Origin of the sequence: Actinokineospora sp. NBRC 105648, from assembly GCF_030269645.1 — a bacterium.
In the GTDB taxonomy this organism is placed as follows: domain Bacteria; phylum Actinomycetota; class Actinomycetes; order Mycobacteriales; family Pseudonocardiaceae; genus Actinokineospora.
In genome coordinates this window covers 57250-77740 of record NZ_BSTR01000004.1, presented here as the reverse complement: position 1 = coordinate 77740, position 20491 = coordinate 57250, and the positions used below count along the sequence as shown (strand labels likewise).

The 20491-nt window shown below is 71.0% G+C and carries 19 protein-coding genes; 11 read left to right on the top strand and 8 right to left on the bottom strand.

Translation table 11 applies throughout. The annotated features are described in order from the left end of the window. Nucleotides 1–68 precede the first annotated feature (68 nt). Together QSK30_RS05255 and rarD are read left to right on the top strand one after the other, a co-directional pair. Nucleotides 69–1700 (top strand): glycosyltransferase family 87 protein, encoded by a 1632-nt coding sequence (locus tag QSK30_RS05255; RefSeq protein WP_285500025.1) that lies wholly within the window; start codon nt 69–71, stop codon nt 1698–1700. Between the two features lie 97 nt (nt 1701–1797). Then, nucleotides 1798–2706: an EamA family transporter RarD gene (gene rarD / locus QSK30_RS05250; protein ID WP_285500023.1), complete on the top strand. Its 909-nt coding sequence runs from the start codon at nt 1798–1800 to the stop codon at nt 2704–2706. A gap of 701 nt (nt 2707–3407) precedes the next feature. On the opposite strand, the gene QSK30_RS05245 is transcribed toward rarD, so the two are convergent. From QSK30_RS05245 to QSK30_RS05235, 3 genes are read right to left on the bottom strand one after another with little or no spacing between them, the layout of a single operon-like run. Continuing rightward, nucleotides 3408–3797: a DUF3052 domain-containing protein gene (locus QSK30_RS05245; RefSeq protein ID WP_285500021.1), complete on the bottom strand. Its 390-nt coding sequence runs from the start codon at nt 3795–3797 to the stop codon at nt 3408–3410. Continuing rightward, nucleotides 3794–5230, bottom strand: coding sequence for a glycosyltransferase family 87 protein (locus QSK30_RS05240; RefSeq protein ID WP_285500019.1), 1437 nt, complete (start codon nt 5228–5230; stop codon nt 3794–3796). The genes QSK30_RS05245 and QSK30_RS05240 overlap by 4 nt, the downstream gene beginning before the upstream one ends. Then, the gene (locus QSK30_RS05235) at nt 5227–5997 is read right to left on the bottom strand and encodes a deoxyribonuclease IV (RefSeq protein WP_285500018.1); all 771 of its coding nucleotides are present in this window, start codon (nt 5995–5997) and stop codon (nt 5227–5229) included. The genes QSK30_RS05240 and QSK30_RS05235 overlap by 4 nt, the downstream gene beginning before the upstream one ends. A 183-nt stretch (nt 5998–6180) precedes the next feature. On the opposite strand from QSK30_RS05235, the gene QSK30_RS05230 reads away from it, so the two are divergent. The 7 genes from QSK30_RS05230 to dnaB all read left to right on the top strand — a co-directional run bounded on the left by QSK30_RS05230 (nt 6181) and on the right by dnaB (nt 11216). Further along, the gene (locus QSK30_RS05230) at nt 6181–7197 is read left to right on the top strand and encodes a hypothetical protein (protein ID WP_285500017.1); all 1017 of its coding nucleotides are present in this window, start codon (nt 6181–6183) and stop codon (nt 7195–7197) included. Between the two features lie 197 nt (nt 7198–7394). After that, nucleotides 7395–7652: a hypothetical protein gene (locus QSK30_RS05225; RefSeq protein ID WP_285500015.1), complete on the top strand. Its 258-nt coding sequence runs from the start codon at nt 7395–7397 to the stop codon at nt 7650–7652. Between the two features lie 84 nt (nt 7653–7736). Beyond that, complete coding sequence (gene rpsF / locus QSK30_RS05220) at nt 7737–8027, top strand: 30S ribosomal protein S6 (RefSeq protein ID WP_285500013.1); 291 nt, start codon at nt 7737–7739, stop codon at nt 8025–8027. Between the two features lie 2 nt (nt 8028–8029). Further along, nucleotides 8030–8560: a single-stranded DNA-binding protein gene (locus QSK30_RS05215; protein WP_285500012.1), complete on the top strand. Its 531-nt coding sequence runs from the start codon at nt 8030–8032 to the stop codon at nt 8558–8560. Nucleotides 8561–8616: 56 nt separating this feature from the next. Further along, on the top strand, nt 8617–8865 hold the full coding sequence (gene rpsR / locus QSK30_RS05210; protein ID WP_035289928.1) for a 30S ribosomal protein S18: 249 nt from the start codon (nt 8617–8619) through the stop codon (nt 8863–8865). Nucleotides 8866–8881: 16 nt separating this feature from the next. Next, the gene (gene rplI, locus QSK30_RS05205; protein ID WP_285500007.1) at nt 8882–9337 is read left to right on the top strand and encodes a 50S ribosomal protein L9; all 456 of its coding nucleotides are present in this window, start codon (nt 8882–8884) and stop codon (nt 9335–9337) included. Between the two features lie 499 nt (nt 9338–9836). Continuing rightward, nucleotides 9837–11216: a replicative DNA helicase gene (gene dnaB / locus QSK30_RS05200; RefSeq protein WP_502871793.1), complete on the top strand. Its 1380-nt coding sequence runs from the start codon at nt 9837–9839 to the stop codon at nt 11214–11216. A 458-nt stretch (nt 11217–11674) separates the two neighbouring features. Here the strand turns inward: dnaB and QSK30_RS05195 are convergent, their stop codons facing one another. Continuing rightward, a complete protein-coding gene (locus QSK30_RS05195) occupies nt 11675–12040 on the bottom strand; it encodes a nuclear transport factor 2 family protein (protein WP_285500005.1) in 366 nt (121 codons plus the stop codon). 105 nt (nt 12041–12145) lie between these two features. Continuing rightward, nucleotides 12146–12589, bottom strand: a complete 444-nt coding sequence (locus QSK30_RS05190; protein WP_285500003.1) for a MarR family winged helix-turn-helix transcriptional regulator — start codon at nt 12587–12589, stop codon at nt 12146–12148. A 45-nt stretch (nt 12590–12634) separates the two neighbouring features. Between QSK30_RS05190 and QSK30_RS05185 the strand changes: the two genes are divergently transcribed. Next, on the top strand, nt 12635–13012 hold the full coding sequence (locus QSK30_RS05185) for a MarR family winged helix-turn-helix transcriptional regulator (protein ID WP_285500001.1): 378 nt from the start codon (nt 12635–12637) through the stop codon (nt 13010–13012). Between the two features lie 72 nt (nt 13013–13084). Next, on the top strand, nt 13085–13876 hold the full coding sequence (locus QSK30_RS05180; RefSeq protein ID WP_285499999.1) for a dioxygenase family protein: 792 nt from the start codon (nt 13085–13087) through the stop codon (nt 13874–13876). Between the two features lie 78 nt (nt 13877–13954). Here QSK30_RS05180 and QSK30_RS05175 read toward each other — a convergent pair whose 3' ends face one another. The 3 genes from QSK30_RS05175 to QSK30_RS05165 form a co-directional block, all read right to left on the bottom strand. Then, nucleotides 13955–17035: a beta strand repeat-containing protein gene (locus tag QSK30_RS05175; protein ID WP_285499997.1), complete on the bottom strand. Its 3081-nt coding sequence runs from the start codon at nt 17033–17035 to the stop codon at nt 13955–13957. Nucleotides 17036–17222: 187 nt separating this feature from the next. After that, entirely contained in the window at nt 17223–18026 is an 804-nt protein-coding gene (locus QSK30_RS05170) for a hypothetical protein (RefSeq protein WP_285499996.1), read from the bottom strand. Between the two features lie 205 nt (nt 18027–18231). Beyond that, on the bottom strand, nt 18232–20472 hold the full coding sequence (locus tag QSK30_RS05165; protein ID WP_285499995.1) for a hypothetical protein: 2241 nt from the start codon (nt 20470–20472) through the stop codon (nt 18232–18234). Nucleotides 20473–20491: the final 19 nt, after the last annotated feature.

Genomic DNA, 20491 nt, shown 5'->3' with positions numbered 1-20491 from the left:
GTCATTTGCCCCCCGGATTTGCCCGCCGGCCTACCCCGTTCGCACACCGCAGGCCGTAGCATCGCCGCGTGCCAGGCGATCCAGTTCGGCCCGACGAGGTCGAGTCACCCACCGGGGACGTTCGCGCGCCCGGGCTCGGTGAGGTCAGCGACACCGCCACCCTCGGCCCGCACGAGCGGGTCCGGCCGTCCTGGACGGAGCCGTTGGCCAGGGGCGCCACCGGGCCGATCGGCGGTCCGCTCGGGGAGCACGCGGTGGTCGGCAGGCACTGGTTCTGGACCCCGCTGCGGGTGGGGCTGCTGCTGGCGATCGTGGCGCTGGCGTTCAGCTGGTTCGGCAAGGCCGCCTGCGCCCAGCAGTACGAGGCCAACGGCAAGCTCGAGCTGGACTGGCGGGCGAACCGCCCGTTCGTGGCGATGTGCTACTCCGACATCGTCCCGCTCTACTCCGCCGAGCGGCTGGACAAGGGCGGTTTCCCGTACGAGACGTCCTGGTACGACGACGAGGGCAAGCCGACCCAGCAGCTGCGGTACATGGAGTACCCGGTGATCACCGGGATGTTCCAGTGGGTCAACGCGAAGCTGGCGCAGGGCTGGGTGGTGCTGGCCGACCAGGGCTGGCTGCCGACCGGGCTGCCGGTGGTGATCTACTTCGACATCAGCGCGTTCTGGCTGGCGCTGGCCTGGCTGATCACCATCTGGGCCACCGGGCGAACGGCCAAGCACCGGCCGTGGGACGTCGCGTTCATCGCGTTGTCCCCGCTGGTGCTGGTGCACGCCTTCACCAACTTCGACACCCTCGCCACCGCGTGCGCCGCGGGCGGTCTGCTGGCCTGGTCGCGCAAGCGCCCGGTGGTCGCGGGCGTGCTGCTCGGGCTGGGCGCGGCGGCGAAGCTCTACCCGCTGTTCCTGCTCGGCCCGCTGCTGATCCTGTGCGTCCGCACCGGCAAGCTGCGCGCCTGGTGGCAGGCGGCGGGCGCGGCCGCGGGGGTGTGGCTCGCCTGCAACCTGCCGCTGATCATCCTGGAGCGCCCCGGCTGGTGGGAGTTCTTCCGCCGCAACTCCGAGCGCGGCGCGGACCCGGACTCGCTCTACAACGTGCTGATGAAGTTCACCGGCTGGGAGGGCTTCGACGGCCAGGTGCCCTTCGGCGAGTCGCCGCACTGGCTCAACCTGGTGAGCGCGCTGCTGTTCGTGCTGTTCTGCGCGGGAATCGCCTACATCGGCCTGCACGCGCGCACCCGACCGCGGGTCGCGCAGCTGGCGTTCCTGGTGGTCTCGGCGTTCCTGCTGACCAACAAGGTGTGGAGCCCGCAGTACTCGCTGTGGCTGGTGCCGCTGGCCGTGCTCGCGATCCCGCGCTGGAAGCTGCTGCTGGCCTGGATGACCATCGACGCCCTGGTCTGGGCGCCGCGGATGGCCTACTACCTGGGCGAGAGCAACAAGGGCCTGCCGGAGGAGTGGTTCCTCGGCTTCGTGGTGCTGCGCGACCTGGCGGTCATCGGCCTGTGCGTGCTGGTGATCTATGAGATCTACCACCCGGCGCTCGACCGGGTGCGCCGGTTCGCGGGCGACGACCCGGCGGGCGGGATCTTGGCCGACGCCCCGGACAAGGTGGTCATCGGCAGGTCGCGACCGACTGAGCCCGAGCAGGCGACCGACGTCGACGAGGGCGAGAAGGTCGGCACGACGACCGGCTGACCGGCGCGGGCCCGGACTGCCGGAATACAACTCACTCGACCCGGCGCTGTCCCAATGAGACACTGACCCCTCAGTGGTGGGATGATCGGAGCAGCCGGTGCGCAGCAGGCAGGGTTTCTGGTTGGGCTTCCTCGCCTACGCCTGCTGGGGGTTCTTCCCGCTCTACTGGCCACTGCTGCGCCCGGCCGGACCGGTCGAGATCCTGGCCCACCGGATCGTCTGGTCGCTGCTGGTGGTGCTGGTGCTCATCACGGTCACCCGCCGCTGGTCCAAGCTCCGCGAGACCCGCACCCGACTCGGCTACATCAGCGCGGGCGCGATCACGATCGGCCTCAACTGGGGCATGTACATCTACGGCGTCAACAGCAACCAGGTCGTCGAAACAGCACTCGGGTACTTCATCAACCCGCTGGTCACCATCGCCCTGGGCGTCCTGTTCGTCGGCGAACGACTGCGCCCGGCCCAGTGGCTCGGCCTGGGCATCGCACTGGCGGCGGTCGTGGAGCTGACCTTCGACTACGGCAGGCTGCCGTGGATCGCGCTGACCCTGGCGTTCTCCTTCGGCACCTACGGCCTGATGAAGAAGAAGGCCGACGTCGGCTCGTCCGAGGGCCTGGCCGTCGAGACCCTGCTGCTCACCCCGTTCGCCCTGGCCTACCTGGTCTTCGACCACGCACAGGGCAACGGCACCTTCGGCCACGCGGGCTGGCTCAACGCGGTACTGCTCATCGGCACCGGCGTGATCACCGCGATCCCGCTCCTGCTCTTCGGCGCCGCCGCGACCAAGGTGTCGATGACCACCATGGGCCTGCTGCAGTACTTCGTCCCGACCATCCAGTTCGTCATCGGCCTGGTCGTCTTCCACGAGCAGATGACCACGGCCCGCTGGGTCGGTTTCGGCCTGGTCTGGCTGGCCCTGGTGGTGATCACCACGGAATCCCTGGTGCACCGCCACCGAGAGGCCGCAGCGGCCAAGCCACTGGAACGCCAAGCAGAACTGGTCTGAGCGACAGCCCAATCTCCCACTCTTCAAAGAACTCACACCCGCCAAACCGGCAGGACTTTAAAGAACCCGCACGCTCGAACCGGCCGGTTCTTAAAGAACTCGCACGCTCGAACCGACCGGGCTCTTAAAGAACTCGAGTCCGCTGGTACCGGCAGCCCCGCTACGGATGCTCGATCTAGTGGACTCCCTTTGTGTGGGGGAGGAGTGCCGCTAACCTTGACCTGGTGGTGGGGATGCCCTTCACCCCACGCTTTTTCCCCACAGCGGTGCTCTAGGGGCCCCGCGCAAAGGGAGTTCACTAGATCGAGCGCCCGCTCTTAACTTGGGCAACCTGTATGGGCTACTGGTATCAGCCGTGCGTAGCTCATACAGGTTGCCCGACTAAGACGCGGGCTCGATTTACTGAACTCACTTCGCGCGGGGCCCCTAGAGCACCGCGGTGGCGAAAAAAGGGCGGGTGAAGGGCATCCCCACCACACGGCAAGTTTAGCGGCACTCTCCCCCCACACGAAGCGAGTCCAGCAAATCGAGCACATGGGTGGCGGGTGTTGCGTACCAGCGGGCTTGGGATCCTGTCGCGATTGCGGATTGGTGGCGAAATTAAAGGAAAGAGCGGAGGGGGAGACGAGGGGCTGGGCCGGGCTGGGCCGGGCTGGCGAAGTGGTGGGATCGAGCTGCGGCCCGCTCTCAGTGGCCCGCTCTCAGCGGTCGGTGAGGCGGCGGACGAGTTTCAGGCCGGACCAGGTCTCGTCGATCGCGCAGACCTTGACGTCCACCAAGCCGTGGTCGAGGGCGTGGCCGCGTACGCAGTTCTCGTCCAGGTCAGTGGGGACCTTGGCCGCCTTCTTCGGCCATGCGACCCACAGGGCGCCGTTTACCGTGGTGCGCTCGACCGCCGTGTCCCAGCCGCGTACGAGGTCGGCTGTCCACGGGCAGAACAGCAGTACCACGTCGTAGGGCTCCCGTCCGGCGCGCCGGTGGTGTGGGGCGTCGAGGTCGAAGTCCGCCGGTGCGCCGGTCACCAGGACGCGCGAGCCGGGTTTCACCCCCAGCTTCACCGCCAGTGGCTTGCCGGAGTAGCCGGTGGTCATACCCGCGAGGGTAGGGGTTCCGCGTCCACATCGTCCACAGTGGACTTGGCGCCCAGGAACGCGATGAACAGGCCGACCAGCAGGGCGGCTCGGCCCCAGACGCCGATCATCACCGCCTGGGCGGCGAAGCCCTCGTAGATGCCCGATGGCTGCTTGGCCGCGATCTGGGCGAACCACAGGAAGATCCCGATGCCCATCGCCAGGTCGGCCACGAAGTAGGCGGCGATCCAGCCCCAGCGGACCTTCATCAGCACGAACATTGGAACCAGCCACAGCGTGTACTGCGGCGAGTGCACCTTGTGCAGTAGCAGGAACCCGCACAGCATCGCCGCCGAGACGGCCACCCACGGGAAGGTCCCCTCGCGCTGGTAGCGGATCCAGCCGACCACACAGGCCGCGGCGAAGGAGGCGAACACCAGGACCGGTGAGGCGATGCCGATCAGCTGGTGCACGGCCTCGTTCTCCGGGTCGGAGTCCGGTCGCAGGCCCCAGAACCAGATCGAGTTGGCCGTGATGTCGGCCTTGCGCTGGCCCTGGAAGACGAACGAGGCCAGCCAGCCGTCGAAGCCCGCGATCGCGAACGGGAGGTTGACCGCGGCCGCGGTGCCCATGGCGACCAGCGCGACCTTGACCATCCCGCCGACGTCGCGCCGCTTGCCCGCCGGGAGTTCGCGACCGTCGCGGCCACCGGTGAGCACGTAGAGCATCAGCGGCAGCACGAAGATCGCCGGGTAGAGCTTGAACGCGAACCCGAGCCCGAGCAGCACCGCGCTCACCGAGGCCCGTTGGACCAGCGGCCGCGCGACCCCCTGGGCGCCCCAGCCGCGGTGCACGACGTAGACCGCGGCGACCGCGCAAGCCACGACCGGGAGCTCCCAGTTGTGGAAGGCGTAGAGCACGAGTGGCGGCGACAACGCCCAGATGAGCGCCCGCCAGCGCGAGAGCCTGCCCAGCAGCCAAGCGGTGACCAGGCCGAACGGCGCCATGATCAGGGCCGAGGCGAGCAGGAAACCCGCGTCGGTGTGCGCGAACAGCGCGCCCGCCCAGATGAGCAGCCCGGTGAGCACCGGGTACTCCACGGTGCCGCCCCTGAGCTCGCCATCGGGGGTGATCCCGCCGTTGACGTAGGGGAAGACGTGCCGGTCTATGTCGCGGCCGATCCAGAGGAACTGGATGTCGGAGTAGCAGACCTCGGCGTACTTGCGCTCGGCGAAGTCCGGCTGACTGCGGCCCCAGGTGTCGAACTCCGGGCCGGTGCAGCGGTCCTTGTTGGCGAACCCGAGCAGCAGCGTGACCCCGCAGAGCAGGACCAGCGCCGCGAGCGCGGACCGGCCGAGCCGACCAGCCGCCGAGCCCCGGGCCGGGCGCGCGGTGTCCTCCACCGTGCCGTCCACCTTCCCGGTCGCCGTGACGCCTGCGGGCACGGTGTTCACCGGCCGAGCGCCGCACGCAGGAACGCGATGTCCGCCGCCTGCCCCTCCGCGGGGGTCTCCACCACCACCGGCGCACCCGCGGCGGCCACCACCTCGACCAGTTGGTCGGCGTCGATGGTGCCGGTGGCGATGTTGTCGTGCCGGTCGCGCGCGGAGCCGAACTCGTCGCGCGAGCTGTTCAGGTGGACCAGGTCGATCCGGCCGGTGATGGCCTTGACCCGCTCGACGATGCCGACCAGGTCCTCCCCGGCGGCGAAGGCGTGGCAGGTGTCCAGGCAGAAGCCCGCGCCGAACTCGGCCACCAGGTCCCAGAGCCGGGCGAGCACGTCGAACCGGCGGGCCATCGCGTTGTCGCCGCCCGCGGTGTTCTCGATCAGGATCGGCACCGCGAAGCCGCCCTCGGCGTGCTGCCGCTCGAAGAACTTGCGCCAGTTCGCTAAGCCGACCTCGACGTCCTCGCCCTTGTTGACGTGCCCGCCGTGCACGACCAAGCCCTTGGCGCCGACCTTGGCCGCGGCGTCGGCGTGCTGGGTGACCAGCTTGCGGGAGGGGATCCGGACCCGGTTGTTCGTCGAGGCCAGGTTGACCACGTACGGGGAGTGCACGAACAGCGTCAGGTCGGTGGCCAGCAGCTCATCGGTGCGCGGGTGCGCCTTCGGGGCCTTCCAGTCCTGGGGGTCGGCGAGGAAGAACTGCACCACGTCGGCCCCGCGCTCCCGCGCGGCGCCGAGCGGGTCGTCATCGCGGACGTGGGCACCGATGCTCATGGTCAGGCAGGGTAGTCGCCCTGGCCGACGGTCGGATCCCTCGGTGGTGGGTGCCCGCGGGCACGGTGCTCCATCCGGGCTAACACGAACCTCTTTCGGGGAAACTGGTTCCGACGACGTCACCATTGCGGGTTACAGTCGTTTCTCCCAGTGAAGCTACTGGCCGGTACCCGGAGGATCTTCATGCGACGGCGCGTCAAGACGATCGCGGCCGGACTCACGCTGGTGATCAGCGGAGTCACGGCAGGCCTGGTGGCGGGTGCGGGCACGGCGGCGGCCGCCGAGCCGATCCTGATCGGCGACTGCAGCACCACAGTCGAAGGGGCGCCTGGGACCCCGATTTCACTCAAGGTCTCCGCGGTCCTCGATCCGATCGTGTCAATCGCCGATCCACTCGGTCTCCTGGGCCTCCGCAAGACCCTCACCAACCTGCCCGCGATCCCCATAGGCGCCATTTCGACGGCCAACAGCACCATCAGTGGGCAGGCGATCGCGGCCAAGGTCGTGAACTCGCTGCCCTTGGGCTCCGTAGTCCTGGCTCCCGTGACCAGCAAACTTGCCAGTCTGTGCGGCGTCACGACCAAGGTCTTGAACACGGTCGTGGCCCCTGTTCAGGACGGGGCGGCCACTGTCGGCAAGACCATCGAGCAGGGCGCCGCGGCGCTCCCGCAGCTGCCCAACCTGATCCCCGGGATTCCCGGCATCCCCGGGGTCCCGAACAACCCGGGCACCAACCCCGGCACCACGCCGGGCACCGGTGGCAACCCGCAGACCGGCGGCGGCAACACCGGCGGGGGCGGCGGTACGACCACTCCCGGCGGCACGACCGGCACGATCCCCGGCGTCGACGGCACCGTCATCGGCGGCCTGCCCACCGGCGGCCTGCCGCTCTACGGCTCCGGCCTGAACTTCGGCCGCTCGGCGATGACCGACTACTCCAGCATCCCGTTCGCCCAGGCCGGGCTGTTCTCCCCGTCGCCGGGCGTCCGCTACGGCGGCGCGGTCCCCGGCTACTCGCCGCAGTTCGGCATCCTCGGCACCGGTGACAGCGACGGCGTCCAGGCGGCCGGGCACGCCGAGGCCCTCGACCCGGTCGGCGGCAACCGCGTCGCGCTGCCGGTGCTGCTCGCGGTGCTGGTGCTCTCCGGGGTCACCGCCGCCCTCGTCCGCACCTGGGTGCTTCGCCGCACCGTTTCCTGACTCCCCGGCAGCCTTCACTCGATCGTGGACAACCCGGTCGGGGGAGGAACTCGTGGCGTGCGGCAGTTGCTCGGTTCAGCAGTGGTGGCCCTGACCTGCGGCGTGCTCGGCGCCGCCCCGGCAGCGGCCGATGCGCTGCCCTTCCTCGCGGTCGACTGCGATCAGACCGTGTGGCGTTCAAGGGCGGTGCTACTCGGGTGGGCACCGTCTACGCCGAGGCGGGGGTGTTCACGCCCGCCGCCGCGCCGGACGCCCTGTACGGCGCGGTACCCGGTTACGCCCCGGAGTTCGGGATCCTCGGGTCTGACACCACCGGGGTACGCACGGCAGGGGAGGCGCGAGTACTGCCCGTGGTCCCGGTCGGCGGTGTCGGCCTGCCGGTGGTGCCGGCCGCGCTGGCGTTGTCGGTGGTCACTGGTGCACTCGTCCGCGCCTGGGTGCTGCGCGGGGCGTGAGACCTGCGGTGTTACGCTGAGTTCGCAGACCCTCCTGCCACGGAAAGTCCGTGGCCGCGAGTCCACAGGAGGTGAGTGGTCTTCATGCGTCATTACGAGGTCATGGTCATTCTCGACCCCACGCTCGACGAGCGCACCGTCGCACCGTCGCTCGACACGTTCCTCAACGTCATCCGCACCTCGGGCGGGAACGTGGAGAAGGTCGACATCTGGGGCAAGCGCCGCCTCTCGTTCGAGATCAACAAGCACAGCGAGGGCATCTACGCCGTGCTCGACGTCAACGCCGAGCCGGACGCGGTCAAGGAGCTCGACCGCCAGCTCTCGCTGCAGGAGTCCGTGCTGCGGACCAAGGTCATGCGCCGCGAGACGGCCTGAGCATGGCGGGCGACACGATCATCACAGTGGTCGGCAACCTCACCGCCGACCCGGAGCTGCGCTTCACCCCCTCGGGTGCGGCCGTCGCCAGCTTCACCGTCGCGTCCACCCCGCGCGCCTTCGACAAGGCCAGCGGTGAGTGGAAGGACGGCGACGCGCTGTTCCTGCGCTGCAACATCTGGCGCCAGGCAGCGGAGAACGTGGCCGAGTCCTTGACCCGCGGTGCGCGCGTCATCGTGCACGGGCGGCTCAAGCAGCGGTCCTACGAGACCCGTGAGGGCGAGAAGCGCACGGTCGTCGAGCTCGAGGTCGAAGAGGTCGGCCCGTCGCTGAAGTACGCGACCGCCAAGGTCAACAAAGTCAGCCGGGGCACCGGCGGCGGTGGCGGTGGCGGTGGCGGCGGTTTCAGCGGCGGAGGTGGCGGCGGTGGCGGTGGCTACAGCGGCCCGTCCGCACCGCCCGACGACCCGTGGGGCTCCGCTCCGCCCGCAGGTGGCGGTGGCGGCGGCTTCAACGACGAACCGCCGTTCTGATCCCGGCGCGCGCACCCCAAAGACGCTTTCTCTAGACACCACTCAGGAGTTTGACCGTGGCCAAGCCACCCATTCGCAAGCCGAAGAAGAAGGTCTGCGTGTTCTGCAAGGACGAGAAGAAAGACCGTCCTGTGAACATCGACTACAAGGACACCACGCTGCTGCGCAAGTACATCTCCGACCGCGGGAAGATCCGCGCGCGTCGGGTGACCGGCAACTGCAGCCAGCACCAGCGCGACGTCGCCATCGCGGTGAAGAACGCCCGCGAGGTCGCACTGCTCCCCTACACCTCGACCGCCCGCTGACCAGGAGGGGACGACCATGAAGCTCATCCTCACCACCGACGTCACCGGACTGGGTGGCCCCGGCGACCTCGTCGAGGTCAAGGACGGCTACGGCCGCAACTACCTGCTGCCCCGCGGCTTCGCCATCGCGGCGACCAAGGGCGCGGAGAAGCAGGTCCAGGTCATCCGCCGCGCGCAGGAGGCCAGCCGGATCCGCGGCCTCGACCACGCCAAGGAGATCCGGGCCGCGCTGGGCGCCCTGGGCAGCATCCCGCTGGCGGCCAAGGCCGCGGCGGGCTCGGGCAAGCTGTTCGGCTCGATCACCACCGCCGACATCGTCTCCGCCGTCAAGGCGGCCGGTGGCCCGGTGCTGGACAAGCGCGCCATCGAGGTCGACGGGCACATCAAGACGGTGGGCAAGCACTCCGTCAGCGTGCGCCTGCACCCCGAGGTGACCGCCGCGTTCACCGTGCACGTCGCCGCCGCCAACTGACGCGGCCGAGGGCACACCACCTTCGAACAGCCCCACTCGGTTGCTCTTGTCACCGGTTCGCCCGGTGACGCTGAGTGGGGCTGTTCGCCGTGCCCGGGTTGTCCACAGGTGGGGGTCACCCCAGTGAGCGAACCTGGTCGCGACACGCCGACAAACGCCGATTCCGCGACACGCCGGGGATCGGACGAGGTAATTTCTCCACACCTTGTACACAGCCGCTGACCTGCGGATTTTCTGCAAAGTCGGTCGGTTGTCCCCAAGTTGTCCACACCCCACTGGGGAGCTGTACCCATGTGGCTCCAACCATCCCCAGGTTATCCACAGGTGCGTCCCCAAGGCCGTTTGCCCCCGGCCGAGCGGGGGTCTTAGCGTTTCCCGGACGGCACGCCGCGGGTGGGGGAGACACCCGGATGTCGTAGGGAAACGTCGTACCGGGCACGTACCGTGTGGTCGAACACGCGTGCGAGCGAGACGCGAGAACAGGTGAGGGGGCAGGCCGGTGGCGATCACCGACGACCGTTCCCTGCCGCCGATGCCGAGCGAGTCCGGCCACGGCCTGGACCGCAAGCCACCGCAGGACCTGGCCGCCGAGATGAGCGTGCTCGGCGGGATGATGCTGTCCAAGGACGCCATCGCCGACGTCATCGAGGCGCTGCGCCCCGGCGACTTCTACCGCCCGGGCCACCAGGTCATCTACGACTGCATCCTCGACCTCTACGGCCGCGGCGAGCCCGCCGACCCGATCACCGTCTCCGCCGAGCTGGAGCGCCGCGGCGAGCTGATGCGGGTGGGCGGCGCGGTCCAGCTGCACAACCTGATCTCCACCGTGCCCACCGCGGCCAACGCGGGCTACTACGCCGAGATCGTCGCCGAAAAGGCCATCCTGCGCAGGCTCGTCGAGGCGGGCACCCGGATCGTGCAGCTGGGCTACCAGGGCGCCGAGGGCGCGGACGTCACCGAGATCGTCGACCGGGCGCAGGCCGCGATCTACGAGGTCACCGAGCGCAGCATGAGCGAGGACTACGTCGCGCTCGAGGAGCTGCTGCAGCCGACCATGGACGAGATCGACGCCATCGCCTCGCGCGGGGGCACCTCGCTGGGCATCCCCACCGGCTTCGCCGACCTGGACGAGATCACCAACGGCCTGCACCCCGGCCAGATGATCATCGTCGCGGCCCGCCCCGGGGTCGGCAAGTCCACCCTCGGCCTGGACTTCGCCCGCTCCTGCTCGATCAAGCACGGCCTCACCAGCGCCATCTTCTCGCTGGAGATGAGCCGCACCGAGATCGTCATGCGGCTGCTCTCCGCCGAGGCCAAGATCCGCCTCGGCGACATGCGCGGCGGCAAGATGAACGACGACGACTGGACCCGGCTGGCCCGCCGGATGAGCGAGATCAGCGAGGCGCCGATCTTCGTCGACGACTCGCCGAACCTGACCATGATGGAGATCCGCGCCAAGGCCCGGCGGCTCAAGCAGCGGCACGACCTCAAGCTGGTGGTCGTGGACTACCTGCAGCTGATGACCTCCGGCAAGCGCGTCGAGTCGCGGCAGCAAGAGGTCTCGGAGTTCTCCCGCCAGCTCAAGCTGCTGGCCAAGGAGATCGAGGTCCCGGTCATCGCGATCAGCCAGCTGAACCGCGGTCCCGAGCAGCGCACCGACAAGCGGCCGATGCTGTCCGACCTGCGTGAGTCCGGCTCCCTGGAGCAGGACGCCGACATGGTCCTGCTGATCAACCGCCCGGACGCCTGGGAGCGCGACGACCCCCGCGCCGGCGAGGCCGACCTGATCCTGGCCAAGCACCGAGCGGGCCCGACCGCCACCGTGGTCGTCGCCCACCAACTCCACTACAGCCGCTTCGCCGACCTCGCCCAGGGCTGAGCCGCTCCAGCCGCTCGACCTTCCCGCGCGGCAGAAGCCCCAGCCGCCACCTGCCGATGGCCCGGGCGACCAGCGGGACGACGAGTCCCAAGCCGACGCCTACGACCGGGGTGAGCGCTGACGGTGGGGGAACGAGGCTGAAGAAGTCGGACCGGGGCTCCATCGTGAGCCAGACCGCGAGGACCGCCACGCCGGACAGCGCCGCGGAAGCGGCGGCGGCGACCGCGCGGGTCACCGGGGCGAGGCGTTGGCGCGGGGCGTCGAGCTCGAGGTAGAGCGGCTCACCGTCGAAGGCCGAGCGCGGTATGTCCCGGGCGCTGCGGGTGTGCAGCGCGATGGTCCACGCGGTGCCCGATGCGTACCAGGGCTCGGGGGGTGCGCCCAACAGCATCGGAAGATCAACCCAGATCGAGCCCGTGGGAGCCCTGGGGTACCGGGCTCCCACGGCGGCTCGGTGGTCAGGCCGCGGGGGCCTTGTCCAGGAACCCGTAGACGCCCGAGAACTTGCCGTTCTCGGCGACCGCCACGTCGAAGCCCTCGACGACGGACTCGCCGCCGCCGACCGGGACGAGCTCCCAGCGGAAGCGGGCGGTGTTGTGGTGGGCGTCGACCGCGCCCAGCAGCTTGATCTCGTGGCCGACGAACTGGGCGAGCGCGGCGCCGATGCCCGCGTTGATCGCGTCCGGCCCCTGGACCTCGAACAGCGGGTCGACGTACACGCCGTTGTCGGTCCACAGCTCGCCGATGGCGGCGCGGCGGGCGTCGGCGTCGGCGGTGTTCCAGACGGCGATGTAGCGGTCGACGAGCTCGGTCAGGTCGCTCATGGCGGGATTCCCCTTCGGTGGAGCTGGTTTCTGGTCCGTCGCGGCCGCAACATCACCTACAGTGCCAGGCCGTGCGCGGTCCGTCGATTACCTGTCAGGTAGGCGTCAGCCCTCTGTCAGCGCGGCATACGAATCGACGAAATCCACCAGCATCCCGGCGAACAACGCGCGTCGACGAGGTGTCCAGTCTGCGAGCGCCTCGGCGAAGACGGTGTGCCGGAAGGCGTGCACGGCCTCGGCGTGGGCCCGGCCGGACTCGGTCAGCACCAACAGGATCCGCCTGCCGTCAGCCTGGTCGGCGCGCCGCTCGACCACGCCCGCCTCGACCGCGCGGGCAACGAGCCTGCTCGCCCGCGGCTGGTCGACCGACAACGCGGCGGCGACCGCACCGACCGAGCACGGCTGCCGCTCCTCGACCGCGTCGACCACCGCGGTGATCACCGGGTCGTGGTCCTGCCCGCGCCGCGCGCCCAGGCCCGCCAGGGTTCGCCGGGTCTGCAGGCGGCGGATCGCCACCATCGCCTTCGCCACCACCGCGATGTCATCCATACTTGCTATCTTACATTTAGTTGTTACCTGACATGGAGGTCAGTCGTGCCGAAGCCGATCGGGTACTGGGTCAAGGAACTGGACCGCAGGCTGGAGGCCGGGTTCGACCGCGAGCTGGGCGCGAGCGGGACCACCCGCCGCCAGTGGCAGGTGCTCAACCTGCTGCCCGCGACCGCGAGCGAGGTCGACCGGTCCATGGCGCCGTTCGAGCCGACCGCGGCGCCGGTGGTGGACGTCCTCGTCGAGCGGGGCTGGGCGCGGCACGACGAGATCATCGAGCTCACCGACGAGGGCGCCGAGGCGCGCGCGGACATCGGTGTCCGCGTCGACCGCCTGCGCGCCCGGGTCGTCGAGGGGGTGAGCGAAGAGGAGTACCTGGCGACGGTCCAGACCCTGGCGAAGATGGTGCACAACCTGGACTGACCGCCACGTCTCCCGCCTCGTGCTACATTGTTTAAAGTTCAACTAAAGGCGGACTCGACCAGGAACGGGACGATGACCACACACCTCACCCGGCAGCCCGTGCTGTACCTGAGCCACGGCGCGCCGCCGCTGGCCGACGACGCGCTGTGGACCGAGCAGCTCGCCGCCTGGTCGGCGGACCTGGCCAAGCCGAGCGCGATCCTGATCGTCTCCGCGCACTGGGAGGAGGCGCCGCTCACCCTGGGCGCCACCGAGACCGTGCCGCTGACCTACGACTTCTGGGGCTTCCCCGAGCGCTACTACCGCGTGCGGTACCCGGCCCCCGGCGCCCCCGAGCTGGCGACCAAGGTCCGCAAGCTGCTCCGCTCCGCCGACACCCCGGTCGCCGACGACCCCGCGCGCGGCCTCGACCACGGCGCCTACGTGCCGCTGGTCGAGATGTTCCCCGCGGCCGACGTGCCGGTCTTGCAGATCTCCATGCCCACCCTGGACCCGGCGACCCTGGTCGAGATCGGCCGCAAGCTCGCGCCGCTGCGCGAGGAGGGCGTGCTGATCGTCGGCAGCGGCTTCTTCACGCACAACCTCAGCGGCCTGAGCCTGAGCCGCGATCCCGCGCACGAGCCGCCCGGCTGGTCCGCGGAGTTCGACGACTGGGGCGACCGCGCGATCACCGACCACGACCTGGACGCATTGATCGACTTCCAGCGCAAGGCCCCGGCCGCCCGGCTGGCGCACCCGCGCACCGAGCACTTCGCCCCGCTGTTCGTCGCCCTCGGCGCCAGCGTCGACTCGCTGCGCGAGCAGCGCGCGGTGATCGACGGCTTCTGGTACGGCCTGGCCAAGCGGTCCTGGCAGTTCGACTAGTCGCTCGACCAGTTCGACCCTCGAACAGCGAGCGGGCCCGGGAGCACTGTGCTCCCGGGCCCGCTCAGGTGTGGCTGATCAGCCGATCGGGAGGTTCCCGAACAGGCCGGCCAGCTTGGACCGGGTGTCGGTCAGCGACGACGCCGACGGGGTGTCCAGAGTGGACAGCGCCGGGGTCTGCACCGGGAGGGCCGGGGCCTGGAACAGGTTGCCGGAGAACGACCCGGTGAGGTCGTCGGTCGTGGGCAGGGCCGCCGGGGTGGGCAGCTCACGGGCCATCGAGCGCCCGCCGCCCAGCGGCAGGCCGCCGACGGCACCGGTGGGCAGGCCCGCGGTGGGCAGGCTCACCGGGAGACCGCCACCGAGCAGACCGCCCAGCAGGTTGGTGCCGCCGAGGCCGTTCACCGGCAGGTCGCGGGCAGCGGCAGCGCCACCCAGCGGCAGGCCGCCGATGGCACCGGTCGGCAGGCCTGCGGTGGGCAGGCTCACCGGGAGACCGCCCAGCAGGCCGGTCAGAGGGTCGGCACCGTAGGCGGAGCGACCGGTGGGCAGGCCGTTGAAGTGCGGCAGCCCGCCCTGCAGCGGCAGCGTGGAGAGCAGCGGCAGCTTCGGCAGCTCGGTCGCGCCGAGGCCACCGGTGGGCAGGCGCAGGTGGTCCTCGTCCGGGACGTTGTTGCTGGCCTCGCCGACGGTGACGTTCTCGGTCTGGTCGGCGTCCGCGTCCGCGTCGCCCGCCAGCTCGACCTCGGCGTCCTTGACCGGGGCCTTCACCTTGGTCGGCGCGGTCAGCAGGATGCCGTTGAGGCTGCCCTGCTTGCCGCTGGTGGTGGAGGTGCCGCCGACCGAGCCGGAGGTGGCGTGCTCGGAGGTGGCCTGCGCGTCGCTGCCCACCGCGGACACGGCGTCGCCGTGCACCGGCGCTAGGGCCGCGGCCGGGACGTCGAACAGGTTGCCCGCGAGGAAGCCCTTGTCACCGTTGGTGGTGGCGTCGCCGCCGACCGCGCCGGTGGTGGTGCTGCCCGCGGTGGCGGTGTTGTCGCCACCGACGCCGGAGACCGCGGTCGCGCCGTTCTGCAGCGGGACCAGGGCCTGCGGCTTGACGATGTTGCCCGAGATGTTGCCGTCTTTGCCACTGGTCTCGGTGGTGCCACCGGCGACCAGGTCGGTGGTGTTGTCAGCCGCGGCGTCGTTGTCGCCGAGTACGGCGACCGAGTCGCCGAACACCTGGGCGGCGTTGCCCAGCGGCGCGTCCACCACGTTGCCCGCGAGGTTGCCGTCGACACCGTCGGTGGTGGCCGAGCCGCCCGAGGACGACGAGGTCAGGTTGCTGCCGTTGGCCGTGCCGTTGCCGCCCACGGTGCCGCCCGCGCCGAAGACCTGGGCGGGCAGGGTGGTCGGGGCCTGCACGATGTTGCCCGAGCCGGTGCCGCCGGTGCCGGAGGCCTCGGAGGTGCCGCCCGCCTCCACGGTGTTGTCCAGCGTGGTGGCCGAGTCGGTGTTGGCGAGCACGCCCGCGCTGTTGCCGAAGAGCTGGGTCGGGCCCGCGACCGGGACCTGCACCAGGTTGGCGCCGAGCACCGCGTCGTCGTCGGCGGTGTTGGCGTCGCCGCCCGCGCGGGAGACCTTGGTCTCCGAGGTCTCGATCGCGGAGTCGCCGCCGCCACCGATGTTGTTGTTGACCAGCTCGACCGGGTTGGAGATCGGCGTGGTCACGCCGTTGCCGCCGCCGACCGAGTCGTCGCCGGTGGAGCCCGCGTCGCCGCCCGCACCCGTGGTGGAGGTGTTGCTGCACGCGACGTCGCTGTTCACCGCCGCGCCCGCGCTGGTGCCGCAGGCGTCGACCGGGCTGCTGACCGGGGAGTTGACCAGGGTGCCGCCGAGCACGCTGTCGTGGCCGCGGGTGCGGTTCGCGCCGCCCGCGCCGGTGTTGACGGTGTTGGTCTGGTCGGTGGTGGCGTTGCCGATGGCGCCGCCCGCGGCACCGATCACGCTGACCGGGGCACCGGTGGACTGACCGATGATCGTGCCGCCGAGCACGCTGTCGTTGCCGAAGGTGCGGTTGCCGCCACCGGCGTTGCTCGACACGTCCGAGGTGCACAGCGAGTCGGCGTTGCCCACGCCCACGATCGAGCCGCAGTCGGCGGTGATCGGGGTGCTGATGGCGGGCTGCGCGGCGGTGCCCGCGACGGTGGCGCCGTCGGCCCCGTTGGTGTGGATGTAGGTCGGGTTGCCGTTGAAGTCCGGGCTCTGGTCGCCCGCCTGCGCGGTGGTGGTGGACGCCGAGTTGGTCTCGGAGTTGCCCAGCACGCCGATCGCCTGGCCGCTGGCGCGGACCGGGGCGGACACCGGGACGCCCGCGGCGTTGCCCGAGACGGCGCTGTCGGCGCCGTCGGTCTTGATCACGCCGCCTGCCAGGCTGTCCGAGCTGGTGACCGACTGGGCGGAGGCGTTGCCGATGGCGCCGACGGCGTTGCCGTTGACGCCCACCGGGGTGGTGGCGTGCCCGGCGACGACGTTGCCCGCGAGGGCGCCGTGGTTGCCGTTGGTGGTGGTGTCGCCGCCCGCGGTGGCGGTCTGCGACGCGGTGTTCTCGGTGTCGGCGTTGCCGCCGACGGCGACGGCGTTGCCGGTCAGCTGCACCGGCGCGGTGTAGTCGAGGTCGACGACGTTGCCCGCGAGGCCGTGGTCCGACCCGTCGGTGACGATCGGGCGGTCCTCGGTGACGCTCTGGGTGGAGTCGTTGACGGCCTTGGCGTCGCCGAGCAGGCCGATCGCGTTGCCGGAGGCGTCCACCGGCACGATGACCGTGCCGACGATCTTGTTGCCGCGCAGCGGGCCGTTCTCGTTGTCGAGCAGCTTGCTCGACGGGCCGTCGACGGTCGGGGCGACCAGCTTCTCGACGCCCGCCGCCTTGAGCACGTCGCGGGGCGAGACGGCGATCGTGCGGTTCACCGCGGGGGCGTCGACCTGACGGCCGCCGCCAACGCCGATCGGGTTGTTCTGGATCTTGACGGGGACGACGGCCTTGATGTCCAGCGCCGAGTTCGGCGTGGCATCGGGGTTGACGACGTCGTCCGCGGAGGCGATGCCGGTACCCAGCATCAACAAGCCACCGGTGACCAACGCGGTCTGGAAACCGCGCTTAGCCCAGGTCTGCATCTGGAGATTCTCCTTCGGTTTTCCCTGATCGGGAGAGGACGCGGGTGACCGGACGCGAGGCGTCGGGGAAGGAGGTCACCCGCAATTGGGGTGCGGGAGTGGTCCCGCGGGAGAGCACGGCCTGGGGCATGGCTGACGTGCGCGCATGACCCGGGGGAGCAGAGCGCTCCCCGGCCGCGCGGGGTGGTCAGTCGGGCGTGACGCCAGGCTGTGCGTCGATGACGGCGGGCACCCGGACCTGGGCGGTGCACAGGGCACGGCTGGTGGTGTCGGTGCCCGCGATGGCGGTGGCCACCTGGCCGAGGCCGTTGGCGTCCGCCGCGCTGTTCGCGGTGTGACCCGAGTTGGCGGGAGCGGGCATGCTCAGGGGCGCCAGCGGACTGGGGCCGGTGGGCAGGGCCGGTGCCTCGTGGCGGGGCTCGGGGGAACCGCGCCGGGTCAGGACGTGGCTGACGGCGCGGTGTCCGGCGTCCGCCACGGGCAGGTCGGCGCCGACGGGTCCGGGCTGGGCCTGGACCCGCTGCTCGGCGGCGGGCGGCGCGGCGAGATCGGTGTCGATCAGGCCGGGCAGCTCGGTGGCGCCGAGCACGGGGCTGTGGTCGGGGACCACGGTCTCGACCGCGCCACTGGCGGGCAGGTCGATCCTGGGGGTGAACCGACCGGCGAGGTCGCGACCGACCTGGTCGACCGCGGCGATGGCCACGGGGGCCAGCGGGGCGCTCATCGGCTCGCCGATGAGGGCGCCCACGCGGTCGGTGAGGTCGGTGACCAGCGCCTTGGGGCCGCCCAGTGCGGGCGCGTCGAGCGCGGGCACCGAGTCGACGACGGAGCGCAGGTCGTCCTGCAGGTCGGTGGCGACGTCGGCGGCCGCGGTGGCCGTCGAGATGGCCCACGCGGCGGCCGTCGAGGCGACGGTGCCGCCGAGGACGAGCAGGGTGCGAGAGAGCACGCGCCGCAGTGCGGGCGTCTCCTTCGGCTGCTGCTTGTCCACGAGGTACCTGGCGCCTTCCGATCCGGGATGCGCACGGCGACTGGCCGTACGACGAAGACACTGGCACCGGGACGCACCGTTATGCACGCGTGACTCAACATGCCCACCGGATCGTGTGACGAACACAGAGTGTGTCCACAGGTCACCCTGAGTCAGTACCCCTGGTGCCCGTGCAGAACTGATCGAAGTTGTCCACAGGTGTGGATCACGAGCGCTTGAGCACCCGGGTCGCCCCGGTCGCCGCCGTGGTGGCCAGCACCCAGCCCACCGCGATCAGCACCCCGGAGATCCACTGGGACGCGCCGACCATCCGCCACTTGTTGTCCTGGCCCAGGTCGATGATCGGCAGCAGCAGGTCGGTGGCCAGCAGCGGCGGGTTCCACACCGGGTTGACGTCGTTGTCGAGCTTGTCCATCGCGTGCCAGCTGAACCACAGCGTGCCCAGCAGCCAGAACAGCGCGAGCCAGATCATGGCGAGCCACGGGCGGTAGCCGTAGCCGACGGTCGCGTCCTGCAGCCGCCCCCACAACCGGCCCGCGGCGTGCAGCTCGGCGTAGCGGCGGCGCTGGCGCTCGAGGTGCACTCGCTGCGCGAGCTCCTCCTGGCCGCCCTGGGAGTAGACGGCAGCGAGGCGGTCGTACGGCCCGGGGGCGAAGTCCGGCTGCACCTTGCGCAGCCACAGCAGGCGGGTGCGCACCGAGACCTCGGGGACAGCGGTCAGCGCGGTGAAGCTGAAGTCCTCGACCTCGACACCCCCGCGCGCGGCCCACAGCCCCGCGCCATCGATCACCGACACGGCTGACGCGCGGGTGAGGACAACGGCACCAAGAGGCGGGCGGTCTGCGGGGAAGATGAGGACGAGCTCTTGCGCGGTGAGGCCGTACGCGGACAGGACCTTGTCGGCGACGGGGTGGCCGGGTCCGCTGCGGCCGCCGAGCCGAGCCCCCGCGAAGGTGACCATCTTGCCCACCTCGACCAACCGCACCCGCACACCACCGATGGCGCGGAACCCGTGACTGCACAGCAGGTCCTTGCCGACGGTGGCGACCCGCGCGTCGAGGGACGGCTTGAGCGAACCGTCGGCGCGCAGGCGCGGCTTGGTGAGGCGGGCGCCCGAGCAGTCCAGGCTGGAGCCGATGTGCGCGTTCTGCAGCCGGATCGAGCCGCTGGCGCGGACCTTGCGCAGGAACAGCGTGCCGCCGACGCGCAGCCGGTCGGCGAAGAGCACGTCGATGGCCGGACCGCGCAACCGGGCGCGCGACAGGCTGGCGCTGCCGTGCACGTGGGCGTCGACCAGGCGGACCTGGCCGTAGGCGCGGAACGCGGTGCGGACGTCGCCGTCGGAGTCGATCTTGCCGTTCGTGCTGCCCCTGGCCTCGACGTCGCCGCGCACCTCGACGCCGTCGGCCACCAGGGCGACCGGCACCCGGGTGACCGCCCGCCCCTCGGTGAACGCCTTCGCCAGGTCGGCCACCGCCGCGCGGTGGCCGATGGTGGCGCCGGACAGCAGGAGGTGGCCGCCGATGTGCGCGCCGCGCAGGCCGACCGTGCCGCCCGCGGTGAACCCGGCGTCGAGCTTGACGTCGCCGTCGACGCGCAGCCGGTCGGCGTCGAGCACGTATTGGTCCACGGCCGAGCCGTGCGGCAGGACCAGCACCTGGCCGTCGCCGTCGCGGGCGTCGTGCAGCCGCGCGCCGGAGAACACCGCGTCGCCGCCGATGCGGGCGCCGGAGAGGATCACCGTCCCGGCCGCGTCGAAGCAGCCGCCGCCGGTGTCGCAGAACAGGTTGCCCGCGATGGTCAGCCCGGTCGCCTCCAGGGCGGTGCCGGACGGGTGCGCGAGCCGGGCGCCGGTCAGGTGCACGCTGCCGCCGACGTTCGCGCCGCGCAGCCGCAGTTCGCCCGCGGCCCGCAAGGCGGCGGCCTGAATCGAGCCGGTCACCCGCAGCCGGGCGCCGAGCAGCGCGGCCATGCCCGGGTTGTTCAGCACCGCGTCGGTCAGCCGGAGCGTGCCCTCGACCGCGGCGTCGGTCAGGTCGAGCACGCCCTCGCAGGTGAAGCCCGCTTCGAGCAGGAGGTCGCTGCCGACGCTGAGGTTGCGCGCGTAGAGACCGGGCAGCCAGCAGCCGCGCAGGCTCAGCGCGATCAGCCGGGCCATCCGCAGCACCGGGATGCGCGCGAACCGGCAGCGCCGCAGGGTGATCACGTGCTCGATGGCGCGGCCCTCGACGTCGAACCGGCCGGTCACCTCGGCGTGGTCGAGCCGCAGCGCGGGCATCGCCCCGGCGGCCAGCGGGTAGGCCCCGACCAGCAGCGCGGCCAGCACCTCGCCGCGCACCTGGCGGTCCGCAGCGGCGCGCAGGTCCAGTCGCTCCCCGGTCGTGAAGGCGGCCCGGACCGCCCGCTCGGTGGCGGTCAGCTGGTCCAGCGGGACGAACGCGGTCACGAGCGCAATCACATCAGAG